10 protein-coding genes are annotated in these 13,039 nt (G+C 53.4%); 4 read left to right on the top strand and 6 right to left on the bottom strand.

Annotated elements, in window-relative coordinates; genetic code table 11:
* Nucleotides 1–20: 20 nt before the first annotated feature.
* The 4 genes from ACH9L7_RS15800 to ACH9L7_RS15785 all read right to left on the bottom strand — a co-directional run bounded on the left by ACH9L7_RS15800 (nucleotide 21) and on the right by ACH9L7_RS15785 (nucleotide 4,456).
* The gene (locus tag ACH9L7_RS15800) at nucleotides 21–1,685 is read right to left on the bottom strand and encodes a hypothetical protein (protein WP_396611639.1); all 1,665 of its coding nucleotides are present in this window, start codon (nucleotides 1,683–1,685) and stop codon (nucleotides 21–23) included.
* Between the two features lie 184 nt (nucleotides 1,686–1,869).
* Nucleotides 1,870–2,922, bottom strand: a complete 1,053-nt coding sequence (locus tag ACH9L7_RS15795; RefSeq protein ID WP_396611638.1) for a glycosyltransferase family 4 protein — start codon at nucleotides 2,920–2,922, stop codon at nucleotides 1,870–1,872.
* Nucleotides 2,923–2,924: 2 nt separating this feature from the next.
* Nucleotides 2,925–4,181, bottom strand: coding sequence for a sulfatase (locus ACH9L7_RS15790; RefSeq protein WP_396611637.1), 1,257 nt, complete (start codon nucleotides 4,179–4,181; stop codon nucleotides 2,925–2,927).
* Between the two features lie 65 nt (nucleotides 4,182–4,246).
* Entirely contained in the window at nucleotides 4,247–4,456 is a 210-nt protein-coding gene (locus tag ACH9L7_RS15785) for a helix-turn-helix domain-containing protein (protein WP_006601208.1), read from the bottom strand.
* A gap of 112 nt (nucleotides 4,457–4,568) precedes the next feature.
* Between ACH9L7_RS15785 and ACH9L7_RS15780 the strand changes: the two genes are divergently transcribed.
* Complete coding sequence (locus ACH9L7_RS15780; RefSeq protein ID WP_396611636.1) at nucleotides 4,569–5,531, top strand: LysM peptidoglycan-binding domain-containing protein; 963 nt, start codon at nucleotides 4,569–4,571, stop codon at nucleotides 5,529–5,531.
* 58 nt (nucleotides 5,532–5,589) lie between these two features.
* The gene (locus tag ACH9L7_RS15775) at nucleotides 5,590–6,738 is read left to right on the top strand and encodes a glycosyltransferase (protein WP_396611635.1); all 1,149 of its coding nucleotides are present in this window, start codon (nucleotides 5,590–5,592) and stop codon (nucleotides 6,736–6,738) included.
* A gap of 18 nt (nucleotides 6,739–6,756) precedes the next feature.
* Here ACH9L7_RS15775 and ACH9L7_RS15770 read toward each other — a convergent pair whose 3' ends face one another.
* On the bottom strand, nucleotides 6,757–7,671 hold the full coding sequence (locus tag ACH9L7_RS15770) for an NAD-dependent epimerase/dehydratase family protein (RefSeq protein WP_396611634.1): 915 nt from the start codon (nucleotides 7,669–7,671) through the stop codon (nucleotides 6,757–6,759).
* Between the two features lie 439 nt (nucleotides 7,672–8,110).
* The gene (locus ACH9L7_RS15765) at nucleotides 8,111–9,469 is read right to left on the bottom strand and encodes a Cdc6/Cdc18 family protein (RefSeq protein ID WP_396611633.1); all 1,359 of its coding nucleotides are present in this window, start codon (nucleotides 9,467–9,469) and stop codon (nucleotides 8,111–8,113) included.
* 601 nt (nucleotides 9,470–10,070) lie between these two features.
* Here ACH9L7_RS15765 and aglF point away from each other — a divergent pair.
* Together aglF and ACH9L7_RS15755 are read left to right on the top strand one after the other, a co-directional pair.
* Nucleotides 10,071–10,802: a UTP--glucose-1-phosphate uridylyltransferase AglF gene (aglF, locus tag ACH9L7_RS15760; protein WP_396611632.1), complete on the top strand. Its 732-nt coding sequence runs from the start codon at nucleotides 10,071–10,073 to the stop codon at nucleotides 10,800–10,802.
* A 584-nt stretch (nucleotides 10,803–11,386) separates the two neighbouring features.
* Nucleotides 11,387–12,478 carry a tubulin/FtsZ family protein gene (locus ACH9L7_RS15755; protein WP_396611631.1) on the top strand — a complete coding sequence of 364 codons (1,092 nt, stop codon included), beginning with the start codon at nucleotides 11,387–11,389 and terminating at the stop codon, nucleotides 12,476–12,478.
* The last annotated feature ends 561 nt before the right edge of the window (nucleotides 12,479–13,039 follow it).

Here is a 13,039-nt window from a genome sequence, read left to right as displayed (position 1 = left end):
CGTCTGTTTTCTCCCCATCATCAAACCAAAGCTCGAAAGTCGCCAGAGGTGTAGATCTTGTTCTTTTTGTCGGCAACCTCTAGCATATTATCGACACGCGTTTTGATAACTTTCGTGCTGCCGTACTTGTACCCCCGAGCATAATATACATGCTTATTTCTCTCAGCTAGTACAACTACAGACTTATTTGGCGTTTCAGTTGCAAGAACTGTAGAAGGATACCCACCATAATATGTTAACCCTGCAGTTGGAGCTACCACTTCGAATATATCTTCATCTCCAAGCACTCCATTAAACCTACTATGAGTACCTAGATACTCTGAAATCGCATAGTTTTGCGACAAAAAGCGTTCATTCCTGATGCCGTTTGAGTAATCTGGCTCATTGTCGCTAATTATATATGTTGGAACCATGATGATGGACAAGAAAAGACATAGTACCATCGTACACGTCAAAATGACACGCTTTGTTCTTTTAGAATAGAGTTGATTAACATTTTTTAGAGCTACCCACCCTCCGAAAAGCACAAAAAAGGTCAACACTCTATCAAACAGAATAAACCCAGTCTGCATTGCCACTATAGAGAGGCCTCCAATGAATACTCCAAATAATAATCCAAAGTTATCAAACACGTCTTTACTAGATGATTGAAGCCACGACAAAACAATCAAAGTCGCTAGAATAATCTGATAAAGCCAATCCGCATACGTTGTTTCTAATATTGTCAAAAACGAAGCGGTGAATTCTGGCGTTTCAACCGCAAGAACTTGGCTTGAGCCCAAAAGTGATACAATGATCGCAGCGCCATACCTTAGGCCACCCAAGTTAAGATAGTACCAACCAAAGAATCCAACTAACGCCAATCCTGCGATTTTAATTGGGGTGGAATTAAGTATAAAATTCAAGCCCAGGTGAGTTACGTTATACTCTGACAAATATTTTGATATTGAATAAATGATAACCATTGAGGTTACTATTATTGCTGAGAAATGGTGGGATATGACAATTAAAGAGAGAGACAAGAAAACAACTACCGAGTACGATACTCTTTTTCTTGGTAGAAACCTGCTTCTAAACGATATTAAAAAATAGACTAGGCTCACACCGACCATAGCAAGCGTAGTACGATGAAGTGTTGGAATGAAATCATGGTATCTAACCCACAATAAAGTGGGGATGAATGTAATCACGCTGTTAGTAGTCCACTTTCTTGGTACTAGATACACGATCATCAGCGTTGCGAGTGCGAGAAAAATCGGAAAAAGATATGTGATTAAGAGAGTGCTTTTGGTCGAAGGGTATATATTGAGGCCAGTCACTTGATGTGCGACTACTGAAAAGATATGTACACCAGGGGTCAATTGAAAACCAGCAACGCCCGTTATTGATTCAACAGGCCATTGAGTGTGTGCTATACCTTCAGCGATTTTGGCTGCATCATGCGTGTCTCTACCAAAGAGGTATCCTGTATGCGGCCCGGGGTATAAAATTGTGAGAGAAATAGCAGTCAATCCCAGTGCAATCTCGTTTTTTGCTAGTACAGATATTAGAACAAGGGAGATTATCCCAACTAGGATCCCACTCATTATCTGCGACTCAATGGATAATACAGTTCCAGAAAAGATCAACAGAGAAAGAGATACAGTTATTTTATTTTGTTTCCCGATTTTGTTTTCTATATCCATACTTATTCACTTAATGTACGTGATAGAGGTGTCGTTGATTTATTAAATGTTCTCGTTCTCAAACGCCATTCTATGATTAGTAGCACAATAGAATCAAACTCACGTACCTTACCATCGTCCGTCAACTTCTATAATAAAAAGACCATGGTGAAATGAATTCAGAGTTGTGATTTTAGATAATAGATCATAGATCATCAATGACCCTTAAAACACGTTGCGCCACAGATTTCCAAGTATATTGGGTTGCTTGCTGTTGGAGATCCGCTTCACTATAATTAAATTCCCCATTCAATATCTTTTTAATTCCCATAGCAATGCTGCGCGGTGATTCTGGGTTGACATAAATCGCACGCTCACCTAGTAATTCAGGCAGTGCACTACAATCGCTTGCAACTACTGGTGTTCCACAGGCAAATGCTTCTAAAGGAGGTAATCCAAATCCTTCATAAAACGAGGGGAATACTAGAGCTTCTGCATTCTCATACGCGTGTTTGACTTCTAAAGAATCAAGAAAACCAAATCTACGAACACCTTCAATCGGACCAATGTCTAAACTCTTAAATATATCTTTGTTCGAGGGTCCGATAATTGCTAGATCGATATTCTGATCCTGTTGAACACAGCGGTAAGCTTCTAATATCCCAGATATGTTTTTTCGAGGATTAAGGGACCCAACAAAGAGAAGATACTTGTCGGGAACATCAATCGCAGTCCTTTCGTCACCAAAATATATCTCGTCAATACCATTATATATGACCTCAACTTTGGATTGCGGTACATTTATTTCGGAACAAATCTCGTTCTTTGAAAATTTTGAAACAGTGACAACAGTATCGCAGGCTCTTGCAGCAACAGGAACTGTAAGCTTTCGGTATACTTGGTGAACACTATTCGACATTCCTTTTTGAGCATTCACATCGTGAATGCACATTACAACTGGGAGATCTAGTTCATGCAAAGGGCCGTTTCCGTTTGGGCAGTACAAGACATCAATATCTGCCTTACGCGCGAGTAGTGGGAGGATAGTACGTTCCCACACCAAGCCTACTGCTTGGCTATCGACAAATCCCGTTGAGCAGACTTCTGTGTCAAACTCATCACTTAGGCTTGAAGAGCCAAACAAAACGACCTCATTGTCAGGATGATCGATTAATTCCTTCGCCAGTCGAATAGATGCCTGAACTGCTCCACCTGGCTCGTCAACTGAGAACGTTCTGGCGTTAATCCCGATCCTCATTCCTACTTGTACCCCAACGCTTCCAGTCGACGCTCGATCTCCTCGTCGACATCCTCATCGTCACCCACAGACTCGCCATTCTCGACGGCGACCCGGGCCTCAACATGCTCACGGAGTTCCGACTGCAGCTCTGAGCCACTCGAGTCAGTAAATTCGATTTCCCCAGACTCACGGTCCCGTTCACAGAAGCACACGTCCTCAGCAGTCCGAACCGCGTACCGTCGAAGGTGACTGTCCTCGTTCTCACCGCGTGCCTGAGAAAGGACGCGCCGGTCCGTATCCGCAACTGGATCAACAAGCGAGAACTCCGACTCGCCACCGTATGCCGATTCAATCGTCGACACGATATCCAGTGTACTTGCAGGCGTCTCCACAACACCGGATTCACCGTTCGGCGGCCGAACGATCAGCGGCACGTGCGTAATCTCGTCGTGGAGGTATCGCGGGTGTTCATAATACCCATGCTCGCCGAAGGCGTCGCCGTGGTCGGCAGTAAAGACCACTAACGAGTTCTCCAACAACTCACGCTCACGAAGTGCATCGAGGAACTCACTGATTCGCTTGTCGTTGTAGCGAATCTCGGCGTCGTACAGGTCGATCAATAACTGCCGCTCGTCGTTGGTAATCGAATCGGGGTCCTTGATAGCCCGCTGATACAGCGACTGAGCGTTCCGCCCGGAAATCGTCTCGTCGGTGTAGAGCGTCGCGTACTCTCCCGGTGGCTCGTACGGGCCGTGGGTGTCCATGTAGTGGTTCCAAAGGAAGAACGGCTCGTCGTCATCAAGCGAGTCCAACCACTCTAACGAGCGTTCGTTGATCTCTTCGGCGCGGGCGTAGTGGCGATTCCGAAGCTTGTCGAGCGCCCGCTGTGCCAGCGCGATAACCTTGTGCTTCCCAAAGTGGAGGTCGTCGTCGAATGTGTCGAACCCTTGGTCGAAGCCGTAGGCTCGGGAGACGAACGGATTCGAGTGGAAGCCAGCCGTCGCGAAGCCCTCCTCAGAGAGTGTTTTGGCGACGGTATCGGTCGCGAGTCGGTACTTCGCGTCGATGGCAGTGTCCGGATACTCACCAGTCAACAACGCCGGGACCGCCTCACGCGTATGTGAACTCGCGCTGTAGGCGTTCGTGAAGTGAAGCGAGTCGGACGCAAGGTCATCCAACACCGGGGAAGTCTCTCGATGGTAGCCGTGACACGAGAGATGGTCGGCTCGAAGGGCGTCGGCTGACAGGAGGATGATGTTGTCCCAGTCAGTAGTCATCTGGAAGGTATCTACTCGTGACAGGATTTTATTCTTCCGGAGGAAACAACTCCGAGTTTTCGAAGCTACTCAGTTTGTTCAGGATCCTGGACGAGTTCGTACAGTCCCGTGTGTACTTTGGTGACGTATCCGTGTTCTACGAGGCGGTTGAGTCGGTTGGTGACGTTCTGCCTGCTGTAGTCGCGTTTATCCGCGATATACGACGGTGTGCAGCGTCCTTCTCGGAGCATACCGAGAATCGCACGGTCGGTTGGGTTGAGTTTGATGGTGGTCATTTACTCGTCGTACTCGACACCGCCACTAAAACCGCCAGCATACGAGCCGTTAGTAATACATTGTACTGATACATCCGTAAACAATATGTAGTGGGCCGCCCTCAGTCGAAGTATGCGATACGAATGGTTAGACGAGCAGGTAGACGAGATTATCAGACTGTACGTTGACGAAGACCAGTCGATGCAATCGATTGCTGACGAGTTCGATGTGTCGTCGGGGACAATCCGAAAACGGTTGTTGGAAAACAATGTCTCGACCCGCCCTGAAGGGAGTCGATACGTGTGGTTAGACGACCACACCGAAGACATTGTTGAGCGGTACACAGAAAAAGGAGAATCACTCCAGACGATTGCGACTAACTATGGGACGTCGGCCGACGCAATCAAACGGCGGTTACTCGAATCGAACGTCGAACTTCGGGACCCTCCCTCAGAACCAGACGATCTTGGGTTCACACCTGCTCAGGTCTCAATCGTCGTTGGCGAACTCCTCGGAGATGGCTGTCTCTATCAGATGGAGTCCGGGTCATGTGTGTTCCAAGTCACGAACAACAAACGGGAACACGTCGCGCACGTCAAACGACGGCTCCCTGACGGACTTATTTCGTCTGGTCAACCGTACTCGGTAACGCGGTCGAACGCATTCACCGATGGTGACTACACTCAATGGGTAATCCGGTCGCGCGTGCAGCCCCTCTTTCGGGAACTGTACGACTCGTGGTACGAATCGTATGAAGACAGACACCGTAAAGTCGTCCCAGAGAACTACAAGCTGGACGAGACAGCTCTCCTGCATTGGTATTGGGGCGACGGAAACTGCATACTTCGAGACAGCGGTGCTCCGCGGGTCTCGTTTGCAACCCATGGATTCCCCGAGGATTCCGTGAAAACACTACAGTCGGAACTTGAATCGCTCGGCTATGCAAATTATACCGTCAAGCAGAAGGGTGTCACGAATGGGTCTGGACTGGGGATCCGCCTCCGGGATGGGTCTTCTCGACACTTTATTGGACAGTTTGGACCACGGAATGTGGTGTCCGAATACGATTATAAATTCCCGACAGTCGAACGGTAGGCGGCAGTAACACGTCTGACCGAAACAATGTTATTTTCGGTCGTCCGTCAAATACACAATGCGAATCTGTTTTGTTTCGAACGTCGTTTACCCCTATATAAAAGGCGGCGCTGAAAAGCGTATCCACGAAATCGCCACCCGGCTCTCGCAGAGAGGCCACGACGTAACCATCTACGGCCGCCATTTCTGGGATGGTCCGAAAGAGACCACCCACGAGGGCGTCACCCTTCGAGCGGTCGCCCCCGAAACCGACCTCTACACGGACGACCGCCGCTCCATCACGGAAGCCATCGACTTCGCCGCCCGACTCGCCTATCCGCTGTCTAAACAACTCCACGAGAACGCCCACGACCTCGTCGTCGCCTCTGTCTTCCCCTACTTCCCGGTCCTCGCATCCAAACTCGCATCACTCGGCACCGACATCCCAATCGTGACCACCTGGCACGAGGTGTGGGGCGACTACTGGGACGATTACCTCGGCGCGCTCGCCCCGTTCGGGAAACTCGTCGAACACCTCACGGTCAGAGTCCCCCAGCACCCAATCGCCGTCTCGGGTATCACGGCCGACCGACTCGCCGGTATCGGCCCGGAGCGCGACGCCATCGAAGTCGTCCCGAACGGTATCGACGTCGACCAGATTCGAAACGCGCCACTCCCCGAGGAACAGGACTCGTTCGACGTGCTCTTCGCTGGGCGACTCATCGCCGACAAGAACGTCTCCATGCTCCTCGACGCCTTCGACCGGGTCGCCAAAGAGGACGACGACGCAACACTCGGCATCGTCGGCGACGGCCCGGAGTTCGACCGCCTCCAACGGCAGGCGAACTCGCTCACCCATGCCGACCGAGTGAGCTTCCTTGGATTTCTCGACGAGTACGAGGATGTACTGGGCCACATGCGCGCCGCGGACGTGTTCGCCTCACCGAGTACGAGAGAGGGCTTCGGCATCACCTACGCGGAAGCGATGGCTGCCGACTGCACGGTCATCGGTGTGCAACACCCCGAGTCGGCAGCGAGCGAGGTCATCGGCGACGCAGGCTATCTCGCCGACCCAGCCGTCGATTCAGTCACAGAGTCGTTAGAACAAGCACTCGCTGGAGAGACACCGCCGACCGAACCGACGAAACGCGCCGAGCAGTACGATTGGGACAGCGTCGCCGACCAGGCCGAGGCTGCCTACCAGCGTGCAATCAACGGGCGTTGGTGACTCTCGAATCGAGAAGGGTCACAGATACGGCTGACAGACCCGCTCGACACCCTCTTCGAACGAAACATCGGGCTCCCAGCCGGTCGCCTCGCGAATCTTCGAGTAGTCGGCCTTCGTGTCGTGGACGTACACCTCGAACGGATTCTCGACATACACGGGGTCAACGTCAGTACCGAGCACCTCGTTGATCATGTCGACCATCTCGTTGAAGGAGTAGCTCTCACCGGTGCCGAGGTTGTAGATGCCCTGGAGCCGGTGGTCGGCGGCCAGTTCTAACCCACGAACGATGTCGTCGACGTGCGTGAAGTCGCGCGTTTGCGAGCCGTCACCGAACAGCTCCGGCGACTCTCCATTGGCGATTTTGTCGGTGAACTGCGCAACCGTGTTGGCGAATTCGCCCTTGTGTTCTTCCGCGCCGCCGAAGCCCTGATACACCGAGAAGAAACGCATCCCTGCGAGTTGCATGTCGTAGTGGTGGTGGAAGTACTCCGCGTAGCGCTCACGGCCTAATTTCGACGCTTCGTATCCCGTCCGCGACTCGACGGGCATGTCTTCCGGAGAGGGTTCGGTCCGCGACCCATAGATCGACGACGTCGTCGCGTACACGATAGTATCGCAGCCGTCGTTCCGTGCCTGTTCGACTGTGTTGACGAACCCCTCGATATTGACGCGTACACCTTTCGTCGGGTTCTCCTCGTGCATCTTGTACGACGACAGCGCCGCCAGGTGGAACACCACGTCGACACCCTCGGTCGGGAGGTCGTCGTCGAGGACAGTCATGTCGTGGAACTCCACGGCGTCGTCCAGATTCTCGGGCGTCCCGAGATAGAGGTCGTCAATTGCAATCACGTCGTTATCTTCGGCGAGATGGTTCGCTAGATTCGAGCCGATAAATCCGGCACCACCAGTAACGAGGACTCGTTTGCCGTCCATACTTTGAGGGCCTCACCAAGTGACAAGAATCTATCGTACAAGACGGTGAGAATCCGGGTGAGTTCTCCCGTACTTTCAGGGGTGACTCGACTGTCCCACACCCCTCGCAACGAGTGACAGCAGGACGGGAGACAGTCTCGCTTGGAGTGTTGGGAAACCTCTCAGACCCACCCCTCGTACCGAGTGATAGAGTCACGGTTCCAGGCTTCTTGATACCCTCAGTCAGGAGAACAGGAAGTCACACTGAACCGCGAACCGTGTCGGGCAGGACGAGTAGGACAGCGTCGCTGACCAAACAGGGGAACCACCACTGAATGTGTTCCACGTGTTCTTGTTCTTTATATACCACACCCACACCGGTTTGCAAGTGTTTTCCCTTTTCGAACACTCTCGCTGAGTTGCTGACATCGAACAGCAAGCCTGTCCGCTCAAACAACGATTACCGCGACGAGTTAGCGAGGGATCGCTTGGCTGCCGACCGGAGTTTCGACGAGTCGAATTCGTCAAATGGCGTGTCATCTTCTAAGGTGTCGAGGACCGCCTCAACAGGCTCGGAGAACGCAAATCGAAGATAGACGCCGCGTTTGAACCCACCACTCGTTCGGTTACTTTCGAGGACGCCGTACGTGCCTGCTTTGTTGAGGTGGCTGTTGACGGTCTCCTGCGTGTAAATGTCTCGCGAAGTGTGGTTACAGAGCACCTGGTAGATGCTATACACTACTGGACTCGGCGCAACACCGCCATTGACCTCGGCGACAATCGCTGCGGCGTACAGAGAGAGCTTCTTTTGAACGGTCATCCCGTCGACGATCTCGAGGACGCGATTCTTTAACACAGAATCGTTAGCACGGTGTACGTGCTCGGCGGTAACGACCGAATCGCCGTGTTGATTCGCGAGTTCCCCAGCGTCTCTGAGAAGGTCGATTGAACGGCGTGCGTCACCCTCGTTCTTCGCGCCGTAGGCAGCGACAAGTTCGATCACGCCCTCGTCGAGTGCGTCTTCTTTGAATGCGTCACGCCGCCGAGTGAGGATTTCTATGAGTTCGTCTGCGTCGTAATCGGAGAAATGGATACCAGTCGGATTGTACGAGCTGTCGGTTCGGCTGTCGACGTTTTCGCGGAACTTCGGATGATTCGTGATAACGACCGTCGAGATAAGCGTCTCAACGTGTTGTTCGGCCATGACACGGCTCAGACTATACAGGAGACGAGAATACGCCGGTTCTGGCTCGGTGGTGCGCCCTGTGAGCGTATCGATTTCATCGAGAATGAACACAAGCGAATCGAAGTGTTCGTCGACGATCTCGTAGAGGCGCACGTATTTCGCATCGGTAGAGACACCTTTGCGTGGAATCTCCCACGCGACGCCTGCTTTCTTTGCGGTCTGGTGGCCAAGCTTCCAGACAGCGCGGTCAAGTGTGTGCGACTCCATCATTTTGAAATTCACTGAAACGAAGTCGAAGTCGATGCTGCTCTGCCTCGCTCTGTCTTTGACCTTCTCCGCGACAGCGTTCACGGTCAGACTCTTTCCAGTTCCGCTTGGCCCATAGAGAAGCAAATCCGGTGGGCGCTCACCATCAAGCGTGTCTCGGAATGCACGAGCCTCGGCAGCTAACTGCTCATCACGACCGTAGATGCGGTCGTGGTCAACGATTGTATTCGGGTCGACCAACTGCTTGTTCTGAAAGACTGTCTTACTCTCGCCGTCAAGAATATCGTCCACAATCGAGGTCTCGGCGTCTTGAAGTAGGTCTTCATCACCCCCATCTCCAGTCGTGTCACGGTCGTTCGTATTCATTCTTTACAGAATGTCTATACTAGGTTGTAATAACCCTTTTCGAAATGAATGGGGTGTAGTCTAAATGAAGACACCGTGTTCTGAATGAATTCTGAGAAAGCCGAATACAGGCGGTTTGGAACGCCACCCCCACACCGTATTCGAAATGAAATGTGTCGCGAGTGCGCGCTGAGGTAGTCTGGTTTGGTGTAGTAAGGACTCGAACAGCAAATACTGAGACTCGAGACACCGAAATCGAAATGAAATCTATGTGCTACGGTTGAATCAATCGAAACAGTGTTAGACCGCCTTCAAGGCGGCATTCAAGCGAAAAATTCATTTCGAATACGGTGTGGGGGAGCACCAACAATCGGCCTCGGATTGGATAGATTTCATTTCGAATACGGTGTGGGCATCCCTCGTGTCTTGCACCCACGCTCATAGAACAGGAACTCACCGACCGAACCGTTAATTGACCAAGAACACTTGCAAAACGGTGCCTCTCTGTCAAACGTTCCAACTGCTGACTTACAAGTCGGATTTCTCCCACGAGTAAACTCGTAGGCTTCCTCCTTGCTTCTCTGTGAGAAGCTATTTGTGAAACCACGCGCCACATGTCAGTATGAAAGCAGTCGTCCTCGCTGGTGGTGAGGGAACGCGTCTTCGACCGCTCACTGAAGACAAACCGAAAGGGATGGTCGAAGTCAACGAGAAGCCAATCCTCACGCACTGTTTCGAACAACTCGCCGAACTGGGTGCCGATGAACTCGTCGTCGTCGTCGGGTATCTCAAAGAGAAAATCATCCAGCACTACGGCGACGAATTCCGAGATATCCCAATTACGTACGCGCACCAGCGCGAGCAGAAGGGCCTCGCACATGCCCTCATCACCGTCGAAGAGCACATCGACGACGACTTCATGCTCATGCTCGGCGACAACATCTTCAGTGCGAACCTCGCCGACGTTGTCAACCGCCAGCAGGAACAGCGCGCCGATGCAGCGTTCCTCGTCGAGGAGGTTCCGTGGGATGAAGCGAGTCGCTACGGGGTCTGTGACACGAACAAGTATGGTGAGATAACGGACGTTATCGAGAAGCCCGAGGAGCCACCGTCCAATCTCGTGATGACTGGCTTCTACACGTTCTCACCCGAGATATTCCACGCGTGCCACCTCGTCCAGCCGTCGAATCGGGGAGAATACGAGATTAGCGAAGCGATTGACCTGCTCATCCGCAGTGGACGAACCATCGACGCCATCCGAATCGATGGGTGGCGACTCGACATCGGCTATCCCGAAGACCGGGACGAAGCCGAAGCGCGACTGAGCGGTGAAACGGTTCCGGAAGCCCAGTAACTCGAATTGGGATAAATCAAACACGACCGTCGTCGGTCTCTCGACGCCCGACGACACAACCTCCTTCTGCGAGCACACCATCGAAATCCCGGAACTGGGTCGCCTCGAACCCCTCGCTGCGAACGGGAGACCTTCGAGAGCAAAAGGAAGTCTCGGTCAAGAGCAATGCGAGTCAGACCCAGCGGGCTTCGAGAGTACATTTCGTGTGTTCCCGACCGAATAGAGTCCCACGCAGTCCGGCGAAAAGCATACGAAATCTACTGTCTCTCCCACTCGTAGGAGGGACAGCCAGCCCCAAAAATAGGCGTGGTAGCAACGGGAAACAGGGTCTGGAACGGCACCTCAGGATGTGATATCAATGGGAGTGGGAGCCGCCGTTCCAGTATACTCACTGTTGGAATTCGAAGTAACCCAAGATCCAAAACCCGTTTTCAGACCCCAACGAGGGACACAACAGGAACTTACATTCGAAACACCACCCCCGTGTTGCCTCCTGAAGTGAAGACCAACGCGACACCACCTTGGAGTCGCCCCGATTCGCTCGACCAGAAGATTCAGCCTCCACCACATCTTAGCCCACAGACATGAAGGTATTCTGTTTCGGTATTGGGGAGACGGGGAGCAAACTCGTCGATGCACTCACCGAATTCGAACAGGAGAGTCCCGCAGAGTTCATCGTCGATGGGGTTGTCTGCAGCACCACTAGAGCCGATTTCCAGTCGCTGAACACCATCCCCTCGTCGAAGCAGATCATGTTCGGCGTCGGCGAGACCGCCGCCGACGCAACACAAGCAGCCGACCTCGCCGAAGAAGACCACCGCCAGTTGCTTCGGGGGACCGACGACGCCCCCGTCTCGAAAGCGGATGCCTTCCTCGTCTGTGCGGGACTGGGCGAGGTGACCAGTGGTGCTGCACCAGTGCTTGCAAAGCACCTCAAACGTATCCACGACCAACCGGTCTACGGTGTTGGCGTCCTTCCCGCACCAGATGATTCCCACCGTGCACACACGGCTCGCCGCACGATACGGAAGTTCGTCGCAGCCACTGACCACGTTATCGCTGCCGACGCAGAGACGTGGGGGGCCGGTCCTAACGACGCAGCCGGTCCTGATGACGCAGTGATCACGGAACTCACGCAACGCCTTGGAACGCTCTGTACCGCCGGGGAGGGCGGTGACGGTGTCGCCGAAAGCGTCGTCGACGCGTCCGAGATTATCAACACGCTCCGCGGTGGGGGTGTCGCAACCCTCGGCTATGCAACGAGCGAGCTTCCGGAACCAGAGTCCAGCGGGGGCATCGTCCAGACAGCCAAACGACTCCTCAGTTCTGATGACCCAGACCCAGTCGACGACCTCGACGCCCAAAACCGGATTACGACGCAGACACGTGAGGCTCTCCTTGGCCGACTCACGCTTCCGTGTGACGTGGCTTCGACATCGCGCGGCCTCGTCGTCGTAAGCGGCCCGCCGGAGTGGCTCAATCGAAGCGCAATCGAGCAGAGTCGAAGCTGGGTCGAAGACGAAACGGAGTGCCTGGAGATTCGCGGGGGTGACTATCCACGGCCGTCCGCACGCCACGTCGGCGTCCTGGTGCTTCTCGGTGGGGTCTCGCCCGCGGCGCGACTCGAAGCGCTACGGGCGGCCAGCGACGGCGACGAACAGCCACCAGTTGAGTGAGTCCAGAGACGAACCCGCTGTTCGACCCGCGAGACTGACAACCCAGTCGTACGAGCCACGCGAGAGACGGGCGATTTCTACACCCCACACACAGCCCGCGGCGGTCGACTCACTCGCTACACGCCCGGATAACGGGGGTGTACACAGATGCCGATTTCCCGCAAGGGTGTACTGGTTCGATGCAACGAATGGGTGTAGCAACCCCGTCTATTCAACGTCGAACAACCACAGACACGCGGTCGTCGAGTCACCCATCTCGAGCGTCGAGCGCCTGTGAGGCCCGGAATCGCGAATACCGTGTGGGCACGGCAACGGCGATGAGGGAGTGACCACACTCTCGACATGGAAATCCAAATGACTCTCAGACCCGGTACACCCCGTCGTTGGTGGGGTGTATCGACCGAATTCGATCTGCTCCGAGACCCCCTCAAACTTCGTTTCGCACCTGTGTGTTCACCCACGTCGTCGAGACCCAGTCCCCCGCGTTCGACGCTGAGAAGGACCATCTCTGGCGCTGTTCGACCTGAAATAGGGGTGGGGCATCGCCCCCCTGTGAGAGAC

The sequence above is a fragment of the Haloferax sp. S1W genome (assembly GCF_044593955.1).
GTDB lineage: Archaea > Halobacteriota > Halobacteria > Halobacteriales > Haloferacaceae > Haloferax.
Note: the sequence above shows the minus strand (reverse complement) of the source record. Positions and strands in the feature narration are given on the sequence as shown.